The 19,427-nt window shown below is 42.4% G+C and carries 22 protein-coding genes; 16 read left to right on the top strand and 6 right to left on the bottom strand.

Annotated features, from left to right (window positions below; all coding sequences use genetic code 11):
• The first annotated feature begins 422 nt into the window (after positions 1 to 422).
• The 11 genes from J2S25_RS13710 (at position 423) to J2S25_RS13660 (ending at position 10,098) form a co-directional block, all read left to right on the top strand.
• Positions 423 to 1,280: a MurR/RpiR family transcriptional regulator gene (locus tag J2S25_RS13710; RefSeq protein WP_044392105.1), complete on the top strand. Its 858-nt coding sequence runs from the start codon at positions 423 to 425 to the stop codon at positions 1,278 to 1,280.
• A gap of 14 nt (positions 1,281 to 1,294) precedes the next feature.
• On the top strand, positions 1,295 to 2,428 hold the full coding sequence (locus tag J2S25_RS13705; protein ID WP_044392104.1) for a M20 peptidase aminoacylase family protein: 1,134 nt from the start codon (positions 1,295 to 1,297) through the stop codon (positions 2,426 to 2,428).
• On the top strand, positions 2,425 to 3,231 hold the full coding sequence (locus J2S25_RS13700) for a GNAT family N-acetyltransferase (RefSeq protein WP_307192157.1): 807 nt from the start codon (positions 2,425 to 2,427) through the stop codon (positions 3,229 to 3,231). The genes J2S25_RS13705 and J2S25_RS13700 overlap by 4 nt, the downstream gene beginning before the upstream one ends.
• Positions 3,232 to 3,247: 16 nt before the next feature.
• Entirely contained in the window at positions 3,248 to 4,363 is a 1,116-nt protein-coding gene (menC, locus tag J2S25_RS13695) for an o-succinylbenzoate synthase (protein WP_044392102.1), read from the top strand.
• Positions 4,364 to 4,401: 38 nt separating this feature from the next.
• On the top strand, positions 4,402 to 5,577 hold the full coding sequence (locus tag J2S25_RS13690; protein ID WP_307192156.1) for a YkvI family membrane protein: 1,176 nt from the start codon (positions 4,402 to 4,404) through the stop codon (positions 5,575 to 5,577).
• A 413-nt stretch (positions 5,578 to 5,990) separates the two neighbouring features.
• Positions 5,991 to 6,176, top strand: a complete 186-nt coding sequence (locus J2S25_RS13685; RefSeq protein WP_307192155.1) for a hypothetical protein — start codon at positions 5,991 to 5,993, stop codon at positions 6,174 to 6,176.
• A gap of 359 nt (positions 6,177 to 6,535) precedes the next feature.
• A complete protein-coding gene (locus J2S25_RS13680) occupies positions 6,536 to 6,880 on the top strand; it encodes a lmo0954 family membrane protein (RefSeq protein ID WP_307192154.1) in 345 nt (114 codons plus the stop codon).
• A 42-nt stretch (positions 6,881 to 6,922) separates the two neighbouring features.
• Entirely contained in the window at positions 6,923 to 7,567 is a 645-nt protein-coding gene (locus J2S25_RS13675; protein ID WP_307192153.1) for a PspA/IM30 family protein, read from the top strand.
• 127 nt (positions 7,568 to 7,694) lie between these two features.
• Positions 7,695 to 8,429, top strand: a complete 735-nt coding sequence (gene liaF, locus J2S25_RS13670) for a cell wall-active antibiotics response protein LiaF (RefSeq protein ID WP_307192152.1) — start codon at positions 7,695 to 7,697, stop codon at positions 8,427 to 8,429.
• Entirely contained in the window at positions 8,426 to 9,469 is a 1,044-nt protein-coding gene (locus J2S25_RS13665) for a sensor histidine kinase (RefSeq protein ID WP_307192151.1), read from the top strand. Before liaF ends, J2S25_RS13665 begins: the two co-directional genes overlap by 4 nt.
• Positions 9,466 to 10,098 (top strand): response regulator transcription factor, encoded by a 633-nt coding sequence (locus tag J2S25_RS13660; RefSeq protein WP_044392095.1) that lies wholly within the window; start codon positions 9,466 to 9,468, stop codon positions 10,096 to 10,098. Before J2S25_RS13665 ends, J2S25_RS13660 begins: the two co-directional genes overlap by 4 nt.
• 76 nt (positions 10,099 to 10,174) lie before the next feature.
• Here J2S25_RS13660 and J2S25_RS13655 read toward each other — a convergent pair whose 3' ends face one another.
• A complete protein-coding gene (locus J2S25_RS13655) occupies positions 10,175 to 10,369 on the bottom strand; it encodes a hypothetical protein (RefSeq protein ID WP_044392094.1) in 195 nt (64 codons plus the stop codon).
• Positions 10,370 to 10,541: 172 nt separating this feature from the next.
• On the opposite strand from J2S25_RS13655, the gene J2S25_RS13650 reads away from it, so the two are divergent.
• Both J2S25_RS13650 and abc-f read left to right on the top strand, forming a co-directional pair.
• Positions 10,542 to 10,697 (top strand): RAxF-45 family protein, encoded by a 156-nt coding sequence (locus tag J2S25_RS13650; protein WP_307192150.1) that lies wholly within the window; start codon positions 10,542 to 10,544, stop codon positions 10,695 to 10,697.
• A 143-nt stretch (positions 10,698 to 10,840) separates the two neighbouring features.
• Positions 10,841 to 12,727: a ribosomal protection-like ABC-F family protein gene (abc-f, locus tag J2S25_RS13645; protein WP_307192149.1), complete on the top strand. Its 1,887-nt coding sequence runs from the start codon at positions 10,841 to 10,843 to the stop codon at positions 12,725 to 12,727.
• A 290-nt stretch (positions 12,728 to 13,017) separates the two neighbouring features.
• Here abc-f and J2S25_RS13640 read toward each other — a convergent pair whose 3' ends face one another.
• A complete protein-coding gene (locus J2S25_RS13640) occupies positions 13,018 to 13,551 on the bottom strand; it encodes a hypothetical protein (RefSeq protein WP_307192148.1) in 534 nt (177 codons plus the stop codon).
• A 258-nt stretch (positions 13,552 to 13,809) separates the two neighbouring features.
• On the opposite strand from J2S25_RS13640, the gene J2S25_RS13635 reads away from it, so the two are divergent.
• Both J2S25_RS13635 and J2S25_RS13630 read left to right on the top strand, forming a co-directional pair.
• Entirely contained in the window at positions 13,810 to 15,141 is a 1,332-nt protein-coding gene (locus J2S25_RS13635) for a polysaccharide biosynthesis protein (protein ID WP_307192147.1), read from the top strand.
• 140 nt (positions 15,142 to 15,281) lie between these two features.
• Complete coding sequence (locus tag J2S25_RS13630) at positions 15,282 to 15,698, top strand: DUF1284 domain-containing protein (RefSeq protein ID WP_431305972.1); 417 nt, start codon at positions 15,282 to 15,284, stop codon at positions 15,696 to 15,698.
• A gap of 31 nt (positions 15,699 to 15,729) precedes the next feature.
• Here the strand turns inward: J2S25_RS13630 and J2S25_RS13625 are convergent, their stop codons facing one another.
• Both J2S25_RS13625 and J2S25_RS13620 read right to left on the bottom strand, forming a co-directional pair.
• Positions 15,730 to 16,389, bottom strand: coding sequence for a TrkA C-terminal domain-containing protein (locus tag J2S25_RS13625; RefSeq protein WP_044394504.1), 660 nt, complete (start codon positions 16,387 to 16,389; stop codon positions 15,730 to 15,732).
• 89 nt (positions 16,390 to 16,478) lie between these two features.
• Positions 16,479 to 16,736, bottom strand: coding sequence for a YbyB family protein (locus J2S25_RS13620; protein ID WP_044394503.1), 258 nt, complete (start codon positions 16,734 to 16,736; stop codon positions 16,479 to 16,481).
• Positions 16,737 to 16,906: 170 nt separating this feature from the next.
• Between J2S25_RS13620 and J2S25_RS13615 the strand changes: the two genes are divergently transcribed.
• Complete coding sequence (locus tag J2S25_RS13615; RefSeq protein WP_044394502.1) at positions 16,907 to 17,845, top strand: magnesium transporter CorA family protein; 939 nt, start codon at positions 16,907 to 16,909, stop codon at positions 17,843 to 17,845.
• Positions 17,846 to 17,925: 80 nt separating this feature from the next.
• Here J2S25_RS13615 and J2S25_RS13610 read toward each other — a convergent pair whose 3' ends face one another.
• Both J2S25_RS13610 and J2S25_RS13605 read right to left on the bottom strand, forming a co-directional pair.
• A complete protein-coding gene (locus J2S25_RS13610; protein ID WP_307192146.1) occupies positions 17,926 to 18,258 on the bottom strand; it encodes a DUF3243 domain-containing protein in 333 nt (110 codons plus the stop codon).
• A 494-nt stretch (positions 18,259 to 18,752) separates the two neighbouring features.
• The coding region (locus tag J2S25_RS13605; RefSeq protein ID WP_439117501.1) for an IS1634 family transposase at positions 18,753 to 19,427 on the bottom strand (675 nt) is incomplete at its 5' end.

The following is a 19,427-nucleotide window of genomic DNA, read 5'->3' as shown; positions in this document are numbered from 1 at the left end:
CTGTCAAAATAAAGGTGTTTTCTTGACAACTTTGCGCTCTGGACCCCCAAACCTGTCAAAAAAACGGTGTTTTCTTGACAACTTTCTGCTCTGCGCTCCCAAACCTGTCAAAAAAACGTTCGATTCTTTTCCAAGCCTCGCCTCTCGAGTTATCGCCACTCATAAACTCTCCAAAACTTCAACTCTCATCCGGCAAATTTTCGTTTGTCCATCTCAGACCCACCCTTCAGATTGAAAATGTTAGTATGAGGAAAACTATCGGCCATGTCCGCTTTTTGATTGAACTTTTAAACAAAGTATTGTGAAAATTCAAACTTAATGTTAAAGTAATAAAAAAGCAATTCCTTCATAAATCAAAAAAATGAAGGAAATACTTCGCTAAATTGACAAGCATGCCAATTAGAAATTAGGTGACAGTTTTAGTGGAAGAAATTATTTCAGAATTGAAGAAGCATTATAATCAGTTTTCAAAAGGACAGTTAAAGGTGGCGCGCCTTTTAGAGTCTGATCCAAAAATCTTTGCCATCTCTTCCGCAAAACAAGCAGGAAAGCATATAGGGGTGAGTGAGACTACCATTTTTCGTTTTTGTCATACACTAGGATATTCAGGTTACAGTGAATTTCAGAAGAGAATAAATAAAAGCTTGTTTGATGATAAAAGTAGTTTAAAGGAGTACGGGGATCAAAAAGCGTTATTAAGCGATACATCTAGTTTTCACAAAAAGATAATGTTCTCTGATTCTCATCATATCCAAACAGTTGCTGATCAAATAAGTGAACAGGACTTCAATTTAGCGGTTAATAAGCTGGCTACAGCGGAAAAAATTTTAGTTTCAGGATCTCGTTCTTCTTTTTCGGCAGCTCAATGGCTTGCTTTTTCATTGAATGTAGTTCGAGGAGGAGCTACATGCTATAAGCCCAATATAGACGATGTGATTTATGAGTTGTCTAAGATAGATGAACAAAGCGTGTTTATCGCTTTATCTTTCCATCGTTATGCACGGGACACGATCTACTTAGCTCAGGAGGCGAGAAAGAAGGGAGCCTACATTATTGGAATAAGTGATTCGGATTTTGCTCCGATCCGAGCACAAGCCCATTTAATTCTTGCGGTTAAACTGCCGTTTACATCCACGTTAGACACAGCGCCGGTTGTTTTCTCGCTTATGAATGCTCTTGTTGCAGGGGTGACTATGACTAATCCAAAACAATTTGAAATAAGACGAAAAGAATATGAAAACTTCCAAGCGAGCAACTTTTTTGCATCACTACATGAATAAGGAGTTTTTTTAAAATGAAGGAATTTATAAAAAGTATAGAACCTAGAATCATGGAAATCTTTCATCATTTACATTCTCATGCTGAAATTAGCTGGCAGGAATACCAGACGACAGAATACCTTACACAGTTGCTAGAATCGGAAGGAGTACGTGTGAAAACGTTTGATGATCATACCGGCCTTATTGGAGAAATGGGGAATGGAAAGCCGGTAGTGGCCCTTAGAGCAGATATTGATGCACTGTGGCAGGAAGTAAACGGAACCTTTCAAGCGAACCACTCGTGCGGTCATGATGCTCATATGACCATGGCGCTCGGTGTCCTGTTCGTATTGAAAAAATTCTATCCGAAGCCAAACGGGACGATCCGCTTCATTTTCCAGCCTGCAGAAGAAAAAGGGACTGGTGCCTTAAAAATGGTAGAAAAAGGTGTTGTTGACGATGTGAGCTATTTGTATGGTATGCATTTGCGACCGTTCCAAGAAATCCCTGATGGAACCGCTGTCCCCTCTATTCTACACGGGGGAGCTCGCTTTGTAAGTGGGAAGATAAAAAGTGACGATGCCCACGGTGCTCGCCCGCACCTTGGACAAAACGCTATTGAAATTGGTGCGAATTTCGTTAGTTTCTTAAATAGTATTCATATTGATCCGATGCAATCATATTCAGCAAAAATGACGGCATTTCAAGCAGGTGGTGAAAGCAGCAACATTATTCCAGGATCCGCAACATTTAGTCTTGACTTACGAGCGCAGAACAACGATACGATGGAAGAGCTGCAAAAGAAGGTGGACGGAATTGGTCAACATCTTGCCAATTATTACGGCGTTGATCTTTCTCTTGAAATAGATGCAAGTGTAGCTGCAGCAGAGGTTAGTCTCGAGGCACAAGAGAAAATGAAAGCTTCCATCATTGATGTACTAGGGGAAGAAAAATGTTATTCCCCATTAGTCACAACAGGTGGCGATGATTTTCATTTTTACACGATTAAGCGCCCGCATTTAAAAGCAACCATGCTCGGAATTGGCTGTGATTTAGCACCCGGGTTGCACCATCCGAACATGACTTTTAACCATAAGGCGATGTTGACAGGGATTGAAATCTTAGCAAAAACCATCATTAAAACAGTCGAAGGAGAGGGAACAGCGTGAAAAAAGGGATAACGATTAAGCAAATCACCCAACTGGATGAAGTGAAGCAAGTCCAACACATTGAACAGCTCGTTTGGCAAATGAATCCGATTCCTTTTCACCAAGTCTATACAGCAGTGAATAACGGGGGAATTTTAATCGGCGCTTACGATGGTGACGAAATCATTGGGTTTTTATACAGCTTTCCTGGGTACAAGGAAGGAAACGTTTATCTTTGTTCCCATATGCTTGGGATTCATCCGGATTACCGTAAAAATGGCCTCGGAACTAAAATGAAAAAGTTACAAAAGGACATTGCGCTTCAAATGGGTTATAAGCTCATCGTGTGGACTTTTGACCCGCTGGAAAGCGCCAATGCTTTTCTGAACTTGCACAAGCTTGGAGGAATAGGAAGAATCTATATTGAAAATCATTACGGAGTGATGGATGATGCACTGAATTCAGACCTCCCAACAGATCGTTTCCTGGTCGAGTGGTGGATAGATTCGAAGCATGTGGCAGACTTACGGGACAAATCTAAAAAAACGGATTTCCCAACTAATGCGATTGAGTATACAGATAAGGGATTTCCAATTATAGCTGATAGTTTCAATCCAGTAACAGACGCTACTGTCCCTGTACCAATACAATTTCAGAAAATGAAAAAAGAGGATTTACAGCTTGCAATAGATTGGCGGTATAAAACCCGGAGGTGGATCCAGCAGTTAATAGCAGATGGTTATGCAGCGGTTGACCTTACTCAATATCCTGAGGAGAAGATTAATCTTTACCGTTTTGAAAGAGTAAGCATGCTTTTACTATAAATGAGGAGGAGTACAGATGAGTATTACAATCGAAAAAGTAATTTTACATAAGCTTCAGATGCGGTTAAAGCATGCATTTACGACTAGTTTCGGCACCTTCCAGGATAAAGACTTCTTTGTGGTGGAAGCAATAGATGAAAAGGGGAATATCGGTTTTGGAGAAACGGTTGCCTTTTCAAGTCCTTGGTATAGTGAAGAAACCACTCAAACAAATGAGCATATCATGAAGGATTTTCTTATCCCACTTTTGCTGAAGAAGCCTATCGAACACCCGGATGAAGTGTTTCCCCGCTTTTCATCCATCCGAAAAAATCATATGGCTAAATCAGCTCTTGAAGGGGCGGTATGGGATCTCTATGCGAAACGGAACAACATGACTCTTGCCGAAGCCCTGGGCGGAACGAAAAAAGAGATCGATGTGGGGATAAGCATCGGTATTCAGCCGACTGTTAAGGAATTAATCGAAGTGATCGGAAAGCATGTCGAGGAAGGCTACAAGCGGATTAAAGTCAAAATAAAGCCAGGCTGGGATGTAGACGTGATGCGTGAAGTACGCAATGTATTCCCGGATATTCCGTTAATGGTCGACGCGAACTCTGCGTATACCCTGGAAGATGCTGATCATTTAAAGCAGTTGGATGATCTGAACCTGATGATGATCGAACAGCCGCTTGCGCATGACGATATTTTTGACCATGCAGAACTTCAGCGTCTGCTGAAAACTCCAATATGTCTTGATGAAAGCATTCATTCCTATGATGACGCAAGACGAGCGATTCAACTCGGTAGCGCGAAAATAATCAACCTTAAAATTGGACGTGTAGGCGGTCTGAGTGAATCGGTGCGCATTCATGATCTCTGCCAGAAGAATGGTATTGAAGTATGGTGTGGTGGCATGCTAGAGGCTGGAGTGGGACGAGCTCATAACGTTGCCTTGACAACATTGAAAAACTTTACACTCCCAGGTGATACGGCAAGCTCCTCGCGCTATTGGGAACAAGACATTATTGACCCAGAGGTAACCGTAACAAATGGTATCATTCAAGTTCCGGAAAAACCGGGCATTGGTTATGATATTAACCGGCAAGTTCTAGAAGCTCTGACGGTCGAAAAAACAGTATTTAACAACTAACTTGGCAAGTTAAAAAATTTAGGAGGAGGCGAAGAAAGATGGAAAAACAGAAGATAGGGTTTTTCGAGGGGCCTTTTGGCAGGTATGTTCTCCCGGGTGTCATCCTGCAGTCAGTACTAGTGGGCGGCGGATTTGCTACAGGCCGGGAGATTGTAGAGTATGGTGCGAAATATGGAGCCATGGGCTGGATCGGCGGTATCGGTATTTTTATCGGTTTTATCGTTATGGCAAGCTTATCCTTTGAGCTAGCCAGACATTTCAAGGCATATGACTACCGGTCCTTATTGAAACATTTAATCGGGAGAGCGTGGATACTGTATGACATCGTGTATCTCCTGTTAGCAATCCTCATCATTTCCGTTATGGCAGCGGCAACAGGGGAAATACTAAACAGCACATTAGGTTTAAACTATTGGATAGGGGTACTTGCAATTGCTATAGTTGTGGCTCTTTTAAACTTTTTTGGGGCAGATGTTATCGAACGCTTCAAAACGTTCGGCACAGTAGCTTTACTCGTCGGCTATGTTGTTTTTTCAGTAATGGTCCTCAGCACTACCTGGGAAAACGCCCAAGAGGTTCTTTCTTCAGGTGATACGAGCTTTATTGAAGGAGAAGTACTTGTTTGGCCAGTACTATGGAGCGGAATCTTGTATGTAGGGTATAACCTGGCAGTCTTTCCTGCGGCACTCTTTACGATAAAACGGCAAACATCACGTAAAGAGTCGATTATATCTGGAATCATTGCGGGCGTTCTCATGACTGTTCCTTGGTTTCTCACATACTTCAGTTTACTCGGGTTTTATCCATCAGAAGAAGTACTGGGTGCTTCAGTGCCATGGCTCCAAATGCTGCAAGGTTATGGAGCATGGGTAGTAGTTCTCTTCGGTATTGTCGTAGGCTGGACACTAATTGAAACAGCGACAGGCATGATTCATGCGTTCATTGACCGTGTGAATACACAAATGGAAGAGAAGTCGAACAAACAGCTATCAAAAAAGCAAAATGGAGCCATTGCAATTGGTGCGCTCGTTTTATCGATTATCTTTGCACAAGTTGGAATTATTGACTTGATTGCTATTGGATACACGTGGTTGGCTTACGCTATGATTGCAGTATATGCAATTCCAATGCTTACAATCGGTGTTTACCATATAGTTAAAAGCAGTAAGAAAACGAAAAACAGTGGGACAGCTGAAAAAATAATTGCAAAGTAAAACACAAAAAGAGCGAAATGCTAATGTACTTTACCGGCGGAATGGATCACAAGACCGATAACGATTCCGTCGACAAAGAGAACGACATAGTGAATTGCAACGAAGAATCTTTTTTAATTATTTGAATATTAGGATTTTATATAGCGGAAATTCTTTCATCTTTTTGTTTACGGGTACTTGTTAGTGTTTAGTTAAATTCATGCACCGCCGCCCCCTTAGAGTCTGTCCATTTTTTAGCGTATAATTACGCGACAATGCTTCAAATTCATCCGTTTTATTGTATAAAAACATTCATTTTGAATAAAAATACGTGGATTTTACTCCGTCGGACGGACTCCTAAAAAGTGAAGGCGGATAAAAGAATTGCGCATGATTTATCAAAGATGGATACCTCACCCATAGATGGCGTGGTGATGACACGGACAATTTTTCTGTTTAGCACAGTGATCATATTGGCTTTGATGGCTGGCATCAAAGCCAATATGAAATATCCAAAAGTCATTATACAGCCGGTTGTTACGTTTATTGCACTTAGAGCTATCTGTATTACTGGTCTAAGTGTTTTTTCTAGCCACTCGAGTGAGTGGCTTTTTGTGTGACGGGCAGTTATAAGTGACACTTACCAAAGGCTTGGACCAGAAGTCAGAACGAGAAATGGTAGCTTTATTGGTGAAGATGCAGGGTTGTTCACTCCATCGTCATAAAGCCATAAAAAATTTGCAAATTTCCGCTCTGCCCCCCCAAACCTGTCAAAAAAACGTTCGATTCTTTTCTAAGCCTCGCCTACCGAGTTATTACCGCTTTATAAACACTCCAAAACTTTAACTCTCATCCGGCAAGTAGAAGGTCCGGTATGCTGCTAAGCCTTAGGACCTACCTGAAAATCAAGCTTAGGCACGTTATCGATTTTTCGTGAGGAAGGTAAGATAAGTACATAAGAGATAAGGAGGAATTGTTAATGAAAAAATTCGGTTTGCTGCTTGCCGGTTTTATCGCTGTCATGGTGCTGATGTCCAGCATTGGTCCGCTTGTCGGTCTCGGCATAAGCTTGCTGGTGCTCTACTTTGTCATCAAGCAATTTTTAAAAACTCACTCGACTGCTGGAAAAATCGGCTGGGGAATTGCCGGTGTTATCGTCCTTTTGGCCACAGCAGCCAATGTACCAGCGATACTAGGAATTGCTGCAGCTTATGTTCTTTACCTAATTTACAAGAACTGGGGGAAAAAAGCAGAAGCGGTGACTGACAAGAATGATCCATTTGTTAACTTTGAAAAGCAATGGGCAGAATTAAAAAACAACTAGAAGATTGAAAAACGATAAAACAAAAAAAGGGAGAGTTTGTAAATGGCTAATCTATTAACAAGAATGAAAAACACGGTAATGGCAGATCTTCATGAAGCACTTGACAAGAAGGAAAGAAAGAATCCAATTGCATTGTTGAACCAATATCTTCGCGAATGTGAGGCGGAGACGGATAAGGTCAAACAGCTGGTTGATCGTCAAAGCCAGCTGAAGGAGCAGTTCAACCGGGAATACCAGCAGGCACTTGGAATGTCAGCCAGACGAAAACATCAAACAGAAATCGCAATAAGAGCGGGTGAAGCAGAACTACAGGAGTTTGCCAGCAGGGAACAGGTTCAATACGAGGAACGCTCAGCCAGACTGAAAGAAGCGATGGAAAATGCGGGGAAACAGCAGAGCGAACTGGAACGTAAATACGAAGAAATGAAGCATAAATTGAAGGATATGCACATCCGCCGTCTCGAATTAATGGGCCGTGAAAATGTGACCCGCGCTAATTATCGGATGGATCAGGTGCTGGAACAAAACACAGGTTCTGATAAAGCCTATGCCAGATTCACAGAAATGGAAACCTATCTTGATCAGCTAGAAGAAAAGGTGAACAATAACTATCACGGAACTACAATTGATGCAAGAATTGCTCAACTTGAAAAAGAGTATAAAAATAACGAAACTCATACTATGTAACAGGCTAAAACATGGTATTCTAATAAGGCGCAGGCAGCTGCGCCTTTTAGGTATTGCCTCTATTGATTCTCCACTTTATTCACTCTTCATTAAATTCAACTAATTTTTACGGGAGGGGGAAAACGGCATGTTAAAAAATTGGAAAAATGATTTTGTCAGTTGGATTGTGATTACCGGACTGTTCCTGCTTTTGCTGGAAGTTACATTTTTCAATAAAGGGCTGATTTTCTCCCTTCTAGCTAGCGCAGCGATGGTCTACTTCGGACGCTCGTTAATGCCAAAAAAATCGGGTAAGGCATTATTTTGGGTTGGATTGTTCTTTTTCCTGAGCAGTGTGTTCAGCATGTTTACATTCAGGTTTTTCCTGTTGGCGGTGCTGATCTATCTGATATACCAGTATATACAGTCAAAGAAAAAACCGGAAATGATTACCCCAGTATTGCAAGAGCCTGAAAAGGAATCTAGTCAGGAAATGTTGATGGAAAAAACGCCGCTTTTTAAAAATCGCTTGTTTGGAGATCAAGAAACGCCTTCTCATGTATATGAGTGGGATGATGTCAACATCCAGACGGGAATTGGCGACAGCATAATCGACTTGAGCATGACGGTGCTTCCAAAGAGCGAGACGGTGATATTCATCCGCAATATCATCGGGAATGTAAAAGTATATGTGCCCTATGATGTAGAAGTAAGTCTCCGTCACTCTTCGATATTCGGTAGTGCTGAAGTTTTCGGACATCAAGACATCAGGATGTTGAATCAAAATTTATTCGTGCAGACCCCCGGTTACGAAGAGGCAGGGCAAAAGGTGAAAATATTTACCTCGATGATCGTCGGGAATATCGAGGTGAAACACATATGACAACAACGATGCGTCAAATTTTATGGGGTCTGGCCCTTGGCATCATTTTGTTTCTCGCGTTAACATTGTCGTATTGGCTAGTTTTTCCGGCAACACGTTTTTCCGATTTATGGAGCCATGAGTTAATGGACATTCCGTTTGTCATCTTTACTTTCAGTATCAGTGTAGTGCTTGGCATTGCTATTGGTATGGCATCGGGTATATACTGGCGCAATCAGTTTGCAGCGGTGGATAGTTGGCTCTTTCAGCTTGAGGAAGGGCAACAGCCTAAATATGACTCAAACCAATTATACGCTGAAATTTCATCGATTTCGAAGCGCATTAGCAAGTTGTACAAGCAAATTTCAGAAAAGGCACTGCTTTCACAAAGGCTTGCAACCGAAAAAGCGGAGGAACAAGAAGCGCGGATTCAAGACATTATTTCTCAGGAGCGAAACAGACTTGCAAGAGAACTGCATGATTCGGTGAGCCAACAGTTATTTGCGGCTTCCATGCTGATGTCGGCAATCAATGAAACGAAGGGAACGTCTGAAGTGAGAGAAGCAAAACAGTTGAAGATGGTAGAGGAAATGATCCATCAATCTCAGCTTGAAATGAGGGCGTTGCTTCTGCACCTCCGGCCGGTCGCACTCAAAGGGAAGAGCCTGCAGGAAGGAATGGAGGAACTGCTGCTCGAATTAAGAGAAAAAGTAACGATGACTATTACCTGGAAGATCGAATCCATACCGCTTGATAAGGGAATCGAGGACCATTTATTTCGGATCTTGCAGGAGTCGATTTCGAATACGTTGCGCCATGCGAAGGCGGACCAACTGGAAGTTTTGCTGATCCATCGTGACGATAATGTCATTTTGCGAGTGGTTGACGACGGAATGGGCTTTAATGTAAACGAAGCAAAAGCCGGTTCATACGGGCTTCAGAACATGCAAGAGCGTGCCGGCGAAATTGGCGGGACATTGAAAATCGTAAGTGTTGAAAATAAAGGAACCAGGCTTGAGGTCAAGGTTCCAATAGTAGTGGTGGCAGGTGAGAAAAAATGATTAAAGTAGTGTTTGTGGACGACCATGAAATGGTGCGGATTGGAGTATCATCTTATTTATCGGCACAGCCGGATATCGAGGTGATCGGGGAAGCTGATAACGGCCGGGCAGGTGTGGAAATGGCACTTAATTTGCGGCCAGATATCATTCTCATGGATCTGGTCATGAAGGAAATGGATGGAATTGAAGCAACAAAGCAAATTATGGAACAGTGGCCAGAGGCGAAAATCATCATCGTTACCAGCTTTCTTGATGATGAAAAAGTCTATCCCGCACTTGAGGCTGGTGCAACAAGCTATATGCTGAAGACTTCAAAGGCAAGTGAGATCGCAAAAGCAGTGCGGGTTACCTATTCTGGACAGCCAATGCTTGAGCCAGAAGTGACCGGGAAAATGATGAGGAAGATGCGCCAGAAAAACAACGTCGAATTGCATGAAGAGCTGACCGAGCGCGAGATGGAAGTTTTGAAGCTGATCGCCGAGGGCAAGACAAACCAGGAAATCGCCGATGAACTATTCATCGCCTTGAAGACCGTCAAGACACATGTAAGCAATATTTTAAGCAAACTGCAAGTTCAGGACCGTACCCAGGCAGTTATCTATGCGTTCCGGCATTCACTTGTAAAATAATGAAGTTTTGATGCTTTCTTAAATACAAGTGGCATCCATTGAATAACAAAAAGAGGCCAGTGGCCCCCTGATGAATCTAATTAACTTTTTCTTCGATTATATCTAACTTCATAAGCATTTCGCTTAACGCAATGGATATGACTTCCCGTTCTTCAAATTCATTTGGATAATGGGAAGCACTATTTATATAGTTATGCCTTTCAGCTAACTTTTCCTTAATTTTTTTGCACATCCAGAGCTGGTAATCTGAAAGTTCCACCTGTCTAAGCATTGCCACCCACTCCTTCGTTAGTTATCCTTACCCGGTGTCCAAGTCTATATAAACACTTTATCCACAGAATTATTAGACTGGGAAAAATTGATAAAATGCTAGGAAAAACTTGCTAAAATAATGATGAGAATGTAGAATAAACCTAACTAATATTGAACGGAGGTGAGAAGAGATGATCAAGACTGTTTTTGTACGCGGATTTTGGAGTAAATTCCTTTATTTTTGTCGTGCAAAATTTGCTGTTGCAGCTGTCGACGGGATACGTATGCCCTTTTTTACCAGCTCAATTTCAAAACTAAACGGTACGATCACCTCTTTTCCCACTTAGGTCATGGGGAGGGCACACAGGCCCTCTTTTGCATTCATGCAATCCAAAAGCCAGGAGCAGAGTCCGTCTGCCCCTGGCTTTTTTTGTTTCCGATAAACCTGATTCAGGAAAAGAGGAGGATCGATTTTTAGGAGGAAATCTTAATGATCACATGCAGTGTTAACCAGATAAGCAAAACGTACGGCGCCAATCAGATTTTTGAAGATATGTCGTTTGAAATAAAGGATAAGGATCGAGTTGGCCTTGTTGGACCAAATGGCTGCGGCAAAACGACATTGCTGCGTCTAGTTTCCGGCATGGAACAGCCTGACAACGGAGAGATTCACTGGAAGAAAGGCTTGAAGATTGGCTATCTGGCCCAGATACCAGAATATGAAGCAAGGATGACGACGAGAGAGGTGTTGATGACAGCCTTCGATGACTTGCTGGATGTTCAGGATGAGATGAAGCAGATGGAAGTGGAGATGACGGATGCTGGCGAGGATTCGGAACAGCTTGAAATGCTGTTGGCAAAATACGGCGTTCTTCAGGAGAGATTTGCACTTGGTGGCGGTTATGAAATGGAATCAAATATTGATAGGGTAGCCACCGGCTTGAGAATTGGAAGCTTGCTAAATGCTAATTTCAACAGCTTGAGCGGCGGTGAGAAAACGAAAGTTGGACTGGGACTGAGCCTGCTGCGGAATCCAGAACTGTTGCTTCTCGATGAACCGACCAACCACCTTGATATTTTCGCTTCCGAATGGCTGGCAGAATTTCTGAATAACTATGCTGGAACTGTCGTCATCATTTCTCATGACCGTTATTTTCTGGATGAAACGGCAACGAAAATCCTCGATATGGAGGATGGAAAAATAGAACTTTATTACACAGATTACTCGGGTTTTGTGCAGGAAAAGGAAGCAAAATTACTGAGGGAGTTCCAGGCATACGAAGAGCAACAGCGAAAAATCAAAAAAATGAAGGAAGCGATTAAAAGATTGAGGGACTGGGCAAACCGTTCGAATCCTCCAAGCTCTGCGCTTCATAAGCGAGCAACAAATATGGAGAGGGCACTTGCCAGGATCGAAAAGGTAGAGCGGCCGGTCTTGAACAGAAAGAAAATGAATTTTGAACTGGACTCCGGAGTCCGCAGCGGAAAAGATGTGCTGTTTTTCAAGGAAGTGAAAAAGTCTTTTGGGAGCAGAGAGCTTTTTAACGGTATCCATCTGCAGTTGAAATATCAGGACCGGGCGGCGATTATCGGCGAGAATGGATCAGGAAAAACAACGCTACTGAAATTAATTAAGAATGAAATTTCACCTGATCAGGGAGAAATCCGCCTCGGTAGCAATGTCAAGATCGGTTACCTGTCACAGCATATGGAGCTGCCGAACAAGGGTGGATCCGTACTGGATGCGTTCAGGAGTGAAGTCATCATGAATGAGGGGGAAGCGAGAAATGTGCTGGCAGGATTTCTGTTCTATGGACCAGCTGTTTTTAAAAAAGTGTCCCAGCTTAGCGGTGGAGAACGGATGAGGCTACGGCTTGCCCAACTGATGCATCAGGATCTCAATTTCCTAATACTCGATGAACCAACCAACCATCTGGATATTGACTCCAGGGAGGTGCTTGAGGAAGCGCTCGAAGGTTTTGAAGGAACTCTTTTGGCCGTTTCCCATGACCGCTATTTCCTGAATAAACTTTTTGATAAGGTATATTGGCTGGAAAGCGGAGACTTAAATGAAATAACCGGCAACTACGACCGAGCGAGAACCAAGATGGCAGAAAAGCGGAAGCAGAGGGCGGCTGTAGACTCAGAAATGAAAGATTCTGTAATCAGGGAAAAGTCTGTTGAGAAAACATCTGCTACTCTCAACGAAGAGGAACTGCTCGAGCTTATCGAAGCACAGGAAGCAGCCCTTGCCTCAATCGAAAATCAGATGACTGTGATTACAGATTTAGCCGTCTTACAAGAGCTACACACGCAAAAAGAAGAACTGCAAAGCAAATGTAGCCAGCTGTATCACAAGCTAGAGGAACTTTCATAGGACCGATAAAGAACTGCTGAGTGTCAGCAGTCCTTTTTTATAATATCAGAATTTATATTTTATTTTTAAAGTCGTAATTGGTTTTATAGTTAACAAGAAGGATACAAGTTTGGACAAAGAGGTTGCCTCCACTGCCTTTTGACGGCTGTAAAAATAGTCTAATCCAATTTGCTGGCAGTCTGATACAGCATTTTCTTCATGTGAAATCTCTTTCGAACCCAATGAGCGTATTGGTGCCCTAAAAATTGTGAAACTGGAGAAAGAGGGCACCAATAAGCGGTATTGGTGCCCTAAAAAACCAGAAACTGGAGAAAGAGGTCACCAATAAGCAGTATTGGTGTCCTAAAAAACCAGAAACTGGAGAAAGAGTACACCAATGAGCGGTATTGGTGCCCTAAAAAACCAGAAACTGGAGAAAGAGGTTGCCAATAAGCGGTATTGGTGTCCGAAAAAACCAGAAACTGGAGAAAAAGGTCACCAATGAGCTGTATTGGTGCCCGAAAAAACCAGAAACTGGAGAAAGAGGTCACCAATAAGCGGTATTGGTGCCCGAAAAAACCAGAAACTGGAGAAAGAGGACACCAATAAGCAGTATTGGTGCCCGGAAAAACCAGAAACTGGAGAAAGAGGTCACCAATGAGCTGTATTGGTGCCATAAAAAACCAGAAACTGGAGAAAGAGGTCACCAATGAGCTGTATTGATGTCCTAAAAAACCAGAAACTGGAGAAAGAGGACACCAATAAGCGGTATTGGTGCTAAAAATACCTCTGAACTGGCATACACCGATGAGCGCTATAAAAAATACCTTTTCACATAAATACACCTAGCATACGATCTCCGTTCTGATTAAGTTCCGTCTCAAGCAGGAGAAGGAAACGGCGAGTAGAAAGGTGCTTGCCACTAGGAAGTTGCCACAATCAGAAAGGCGCTTGCGCTTTTCTATCTTCCAATTCGTTATCAAACTGCCAAACGAAGGGATTTGCTTCTTCCAATCGCTGGCCAATTTGCATTTTCATTAATATTGTCCGAACTTGTCTCATATATTTATAGAAGTAAATGAGTCAGGATTGGGAGAGAGGCTATGAGTACTTTTTTAAAAGGGATGTCGATCCTCGTGATTGCTACTTTTCTAGGTGAAGTAGTGGAATTCCTCGTCAATATGATTCTTGCTCGCGAGCTTGGGGAGAGTGGGATGGGGCACTATATGACGATCTTGCCGACCATTTTCTTGTTTATGCTGCTGGCAAATTTTGAATTGCCAGTGTCAATATCCAAGATGATTGCCGAGCATGATGAATCATACCATCGAAGCATGATGCAGCATGCCCTCAGGCTGGCTGTGGTGTTTACATCGGTGCTGCTGGTTTTGGCTGCTATCGTACTCCCGATCATTCCGGTATTCCATGACTATCATCCCTTGCTGAAATGGGTTGTTCTGTCGCTCATCCCCGTTATGACGATTACCGCGGTTGCCAGAGGGTTTTTCATGGGAAAACAAGAGATGGCGAGGATCGCAGTCTCTCATTTCCTGCGTCGGGCTGTTCAGCTTGTATTGTTAACGGCTTTATTCCAGTATTTCGAGTTTAACAGCGAAACCGCACTGCTCGTGGCTTTTTGCACGCTTGCCGGGAGTGAATTCGTCGTATTCCTGTATTTATTGCATCACTTCATTATGTCCTATCAAAAAATCAGAAGAGTGCCTGGTAAGACTGTAAGTGGACGAGAAGTCAGAAAAAATTTAGTGGAAGTGTCTGTTCCGACGACAGGACTGAGAATTTTTCACTCCCTGACCCATGCAGTCCAGCCTTTCTTAATTAAATTTGCGATTGTTAGCGCGGGACTAACACCTGAAAGGGCAACGGAACAATTCGGGATGATGGCGGGAATTGCGATGACGATTGGTTTTTTTCCTGCATTCATTGCCCAGTCCTTTCTGATCATCCTGATTCCGACCGTTTCCAAGGCTTATGGGGAAAAAGAATTCGTAAAGCTGCAGAAATTGCTCCAGCAGGTAATGCTGCTAACCTTATTTTATGGATTGCCAGCAGTAACAGCCTTTTACTTTTTGGCTGAACCATTAACGATGACTTTTTTTCATTCAGAACAAGCGGCAGTCTTTTTGCAGCTGCTCGCACCTTACTTCCTGTTCCATTATTTTACGATCCCAATGCAGGCCTATCTAATCGGGCTTGGGCTAGTGAAGGATGCCTTTCTTCATTCCGTCTATGCAACGATCCTTACTTTCACGCTGATTTATTTGCTCGGCACTAGGCCAGGCCTGGGAATGGAGGGAGTCATCATTGGCATGAATACAGGAAGTATGGTCATCTTGCTGCTCCATTATTTGACGATTTGCAAGAAGATTGGCATCACTTGGCCAACCAGGAACATCGTTAGAGATTCACGGTTTTGAGACTTCCACCCCTAAAGGGGGTGCTATCGCACCGTAGTGGGCTTTCCCGTTCGGAAAATCTGTAAAAGGAATTCAAAAGATTTTATAGAATTAATAACTAAACCGAAGTTTTTACGGGGAGTGATGGTTTGGAAAAAATAATGCGAGGACATCATCTCCTCTGTGTGCATGGTTTCAGAGGGATGGGCTACAGTGCGGAATTTATTAACAAAATGGAAGCGATTGTGAAGGATATCCGTGATCCCGGACAGGACTTTTACATAAAGGTGGTTGCTGCATTCGATGACGCCTGTATGTCCTGTCCGCACCGAGGACTTGAGATTTGCGAAGCAAGTGAAGGTTCCAATGAACATGTGTTATCAATGGATGGAAAGGTAATCAATCATTTAGGACTGGTGGCGGGTCAGCGCTATTTAAAGTCAGAACTTGTAAACTGGACCGCCGAAAAAGTTAAGCCTGATGACCTTGATGAACTTTGTAAAAACTGCTCCTGGCTCCAATTTGGGGTCTGCAAGGAAGGGATAGCGCAGCTGCTTAGAGAAAATCAGAGCAAGTAACTCAATGGAATAGGAAAAAGATGCCTGAAATTCAGGCATCTTTAAATTTTTCCTCCATTTTCGGGTTATTGCCGTATAGAATCAGTTTGTCACCTGGTTTTAATTTCGTCTCATGTGCTTTGTTACGGATATTGATTTCGCCTCTTTTTATGAATAAAAGAATTATATCATCTTCTACATCAACAATTTCATCAAATTTTCTATCAGTAAACCGAGAATCTTCATGTATAGTAACTTCCCGTACCTCATCCTCCTTGTCCATTACAAGGACATCACTGATCGGCAAATCAGCCAGCTTATAGTTCTCTTTTAACTCGCTTTTCAATTTTCTTGACAGGAAACGCTGCACGAGTGACATTCTCAATAGTAACAACAAGATAAATAGCCCTCCGGCAACATAGGTGATTTCCATTGTGAAAAATTCATTCTCTAACAGTTTGCTGATAGCTGAAATTATGACAGCCAGTGAGAAAGCCCCGAACAAAATCAAAAATGCGCCAAGACGTCTTCTGACAGGATGATCAATAATTAGCTCAGATTCCCCGGTTGTAAATCCAGTTCCTGTTAACATGGAGATAACCTGGAACCTGGCTACTTTTCGCTCCAAACCAGTAGCAACAAAAATGGAAGTGTTAATTTCAATCACGGTAAACACGATGAATAGGTATATGAAAATGAATAAAATGCCCATTCCCTCGATCCCCCTCGCATTATCTAGTATGGAATGCAAAGGTATAATCTAAACAAAAATAGACCGGGGAATATTCCCCGGACAAATTTTTATCGTTGCTGCTGAAGATTCTCGTTGTAGTAATTCACACCATACATCGCGCCTTCGCTAACCATTTTATTATCTTCTAGATCAAGAGGATCCGGATTGCCGGCTTTTTCTACCGGTAAAACAGCTGACTTCGCTGGCAGCACTTTGTCTTTTAATTGTGTAGCCACCTCGGAAAGCTTTGCTTTATTTTCCGGTTTCAGTGCCATCCACAGGGCTGCAGCTCCAACACCTAACATGACAGCATTTTTGGTTTGCATCGTTTTATCCCTCCTGTACAGACTTTTTCTTCTGTATTACTAGTTACCCGATTGAGTGATTCGAAAAACATTTTTACATAGAAGGTCTGTCAACTATTAGCTTATCCGTTTCAAGCCGATTAATAAGGGGAAAAGTAATAGTTGATGCCATAGGAAAGGGTCTGAGACCATTGGAATACACATTTAACCAAGAAAAATGGAAATGGTTTGATTACAATAAGGATGACGAGGAAAAAGTAAAAAAGTTGGTAGCAAGCAGTTCGCACAGTGGCGAGTGGTTTGGAAATTTACTAGAGCAGAATGAGAATCTCCTCAATCTTAATATTGAGACAAGAGGGAAAGAATACTTTTGGGGCTCACTAATTTATCAGCAGAATATCGAGGAGAAGGGGGAAAAGAATATTTTTCAGTTTTATATCTCAAGGGACTTTTTCATAACGATTAATTTTGATTTCTCGTTTCTTGACGCAAATTCATTTGGCGTACAAAAAAGAATGGATCAGGCAGAAAATGCAATAGAAGGCTTTTTTATTCTACTTGGAGAAATACTGTCGACCTATTTACAAAAGATAGATGGCTATGAAGAACGTCTTAATAATTTATTATGGGAAATGAAGGAGCAAAACAATCTCAAAATCCTCGAGAAAATCTACGAAAACAGGCATGAGCTCTTGATTTGGAAAAATCTAATTGTTCCGATTGTCGAGATAAAACTCATTGCTGAGGAAGCCTATGGAACAGACCTTCAAGAAAACAGGGAATTTAAGCGGGTAGAGACACGGGTCAGCCGGATAAGGATGCTGCTGAGCGAATACCAGCAGGCAATCGATACGATGATCAATCTCGAAGAAGTCGTCTCCACTCACCGTGGGAATGAGATCATGAAGACGCTGACCGTTATGACAATCCTATTCACTCCAGTGACAGCATGGGGAGCCTTGTGGGGAATGAACTTTAAAGTCATGCCTGAACTGGAGTGGAAATTAGGGTATGCATTCGCAGTAACATTGATCATCGCTTCGACAACAGCCCTCTACTATTATTTGAAGATAAAAGGCTGGATGGGAGATATTCTGAATGTAAAAAAGAAGAATCGTTTCTTTGGGTAAGTTTTAGAAAAAAAAATCGCCCGCGGGCGATTTTTTTTTGTTCAAGTAGCGCCTATCTCATCGAGTCGGCTGAACTTTTGTTATTCAGCTAGTTTGACAAGCATATGGGCAAGGGCATGTTGCTGTTCTTTATTGCCAACCTTCCACAGTTCCTGCAATAGCTGTTCTTCTTTATTGCGGGGAGCGAGGTTTTCGGCGAGGTAACCGGCGATCTTTTCCGCCGTTTTTGCCAATTGTTCTTCATTTAAGCCAGCCGTTTTTCCAAGATTGATCCGCTTGCTTAAATAAGTCCTGAACTCATTAAAATCACCAAGGATTTCATCGGCCTGCTGCGTATCTATCCGCTCTAGCGTTTCGCCTACCTTGCTCGTATCCACTTCGCCATCTTTATGAATGATATGCTCTTTTTCCATGTCTAAAACCTCCTCATTAAGATAGTTATTGTTTACCCTGATGTTCGAATCGAGTAAACATTTGCAAGCGGTAAAAAAGGTGCGGGCCATTTGGCCAGCACCTTTTTTACGCCCGATATCCGGACAATGGGAGGAGTCTTTCGCTTTTGCTAGTCATTTTGACAAGGCTTGGGCCAATCGATCTTAAATGTATCGATTTAAGACAAGCGTGCCTTGTGACAGAAACGCAAATCTTCCTCCGCTTGCATAGCCAATGACGTATTCCGAAGTCGCCGTAAAGTCTTTCACTTTAACCAGTCCCTTCTAGTTTTTGTATTGGCCTTGCACTATACATATACCCGGATGAAACAGCCAAAAACACTTCCAACCTACTTAAAAATCAGGTAATTCAGTTAAATAATGGTATATAAGAACTCCGCTGAGGACCGCTTTTCCATGAGTTAACTTGACTCTTGCAAAAAAAGTTGTCGCCTTGAATCCTGCATTCCCGTAATTTATAACGATGGAGGTTGTACTTCCAGGGATTGATAGATTTCGACCTGTTTCTTTGTGACCTCTCCAAGGATACGACCATGCTCTGGCGCTTCAAACAGCTCAATCGTATCGAGTTCATCCAACAATCCCTGTAACGTCCACTTCTCAAACAGGTTCGCTTCTTGCATTTTCTTCTTAACATAGGATAGATAAATAAGAGCAACAAATTCTACAAAAAGCTTCCCGTTGAGGGACAATTCAGATGAAACTTGTATTCTCCTGAAATTCAGTCTGTCTTTCAAGTTGACAAATGCTTTCTCCACCACATCCTTGCTTCGGTAAATAGATAAGGCTGTGTAAGGGTCTTTCACTTCGTTGGAAAGCAATGCAAAATAGCCGTAATTTTTTGCTGCTGCAAGCATGGCTTCTTCCTTAGGCTCTATCTTGCGTCCTCGCTTGGGCGTTTCAGTGACCTCGAAATACTTGCTGTAGTCCTTCGCGCAGTAATCACGATGCCTTCCTTCCTTAAGATCGTTGTACAACCCTGTCAAATATTCATTCATGTCTGCTTGATCCTTGGCCGCTTTTTCAGGATTGTAGAACAGCAACAAGTAGGCTCGTCTCTTTTCCTTTAAGACATCCCCTTTGTAAGGACGCTCCTGCTCGTAATCCCATTCTATCGTCCTGCACACCCC

The organism is Mesobacillus stamsii (assembly GCF_030814065.1).
Lineage (GTDB): Bacteria > Bacillota > Bacilli > Bacillales > Cytobacillaceae > Mesobacillus > Mesobacillus stamsii.
This window is presented reverse-complemented; position numbering and strand designations above follow the sequence as displayed.

What these genes read in the sequence shown, in the direction of transcription:
- J2S25_RS13705 (WP_044392104.1), top strand. Translation starts at nt 1,295, where the DNA reads ATGAAGGAATTTATAAAAAGTATAGAACCTAGAATCATGGAAATCTTT.
- menC (WP_044392102.1), top strand. Translation starts at nt 3,248, where the DNA reads ATGAGTATTACAATCGAAAAAGTAATTTTACATAAGCTTCAGATGCGG.
- J2S25_RS13690 (WP_307192156.1), top strand. Translation starts at nt 4,402, where the DNA reads ATGGAAAAACAGAAGATAGGGTTTTTCGAGGGGCCTTTTGGCAGGTAT.
- J2S25_RS13685 (WP_307192155.1), top strand. Translation starts at nt 5,991, where the DNA reads ATGACACGGACAATTTTTCTGTTTAGCACAGTGATCATATTGGCTTTG.
- J2S25_RS13680 (WP_307192154.1), top strand. Translation starts at nt 6,536, where the DNA reads ATGAAAAAATTCGGTTTGCTGCTTGCCGGTTTTATCGCTGTCATGGTG.
- J2S25_RS13675 (WP_307192153.1), top strand. Translation starts at nt 6,923, where the DNA reads ATGGCTAATCTATTAACAAGAATGAAAAACACGGTAATGGCAGATCTT.
- liaF (WP_307192152.1), top strand. Translation starts at nt 7,695, where the DNA reads ATGTTAAAAAATTGGAAAAATGATTTTGTCAGTTGGATTGTGATTACC.
- J2S25_RS13665 (WP_307192151.1), top strand. Translation starts at nt 8,426, where the DNA reads ATGACAACAACGATGCGTCAAATTTTATGGGGTCTGGCCCTTGGCATC.
- J2S25_RS13660 (WP_044392095.1), top strand. Translation starts at nt 9,466, where the DNA reads ATGATTAAAGTAGTGTTTGTGGACGACCATGAAATGGTGCGGATTGGA.
- J2S25_RS13655 (WP_044392094.1), bottom strand. Translation starts at nt 10,369, where the DNA reads ATGCTTAGACAGGTGGAACTTTCAGATTACCAGCTCTGGATGTGCAAA.
- J2S25_RS13650 (WP_307192150.1), top strand. Translation starts at nt 10,542, where the DNA reads ATGATCAAGACTGTTTTTGTACGCGGATTTTGGAGTAAATTCCTTTAT.
- abc-f (WP_307192149.1), top strand. Translation starts at nt 10,841, where the DNA reads ATGATCACATGCAGTGTTAACCAGATAAGCAAAACGTACGGCGCCAAT.
- J2S25_RS13635 (WP_307192147.1), top strand. Translation starts at nt 13,810, where the DNA reads ATGAGTACTTTTTTAAAAGGGATGTCGATCCTCGTGATTGCTACTTTT.
- J2S25_RS13630 (WP_431305972.1), top strand. Translation starts at nt 15,282, where the DNA reads ATGCGAGGACATCATCTCCTCTGTGTGCATGGTTTCAGAGGGATGGGC.
- J2S25_RS13625 (WP_044394504.1), bottom strand. Translation starts at nt 16,389, where the DNA reads ATGGGCATTTTATTCATTTTCATATACCTATTCATCGTGTTTACCGTG.
- J2S25_RS13620 (WP_044394503.1), bottom strand. Translation starts at nt 16,736, where the DNA reads ATGCAAACCAAAAATGCTGTCATGTTAGGTGTTGGAGCTGCAGCCCTG.
- J2S25_RS13610 (WP_307192146.1), bottom strand. Translation starts at nt 18,258, where the DNA reads ATGGAAAAAGAGCATATCATTCATAAAGATGGCGAAGTGGATACGAGC.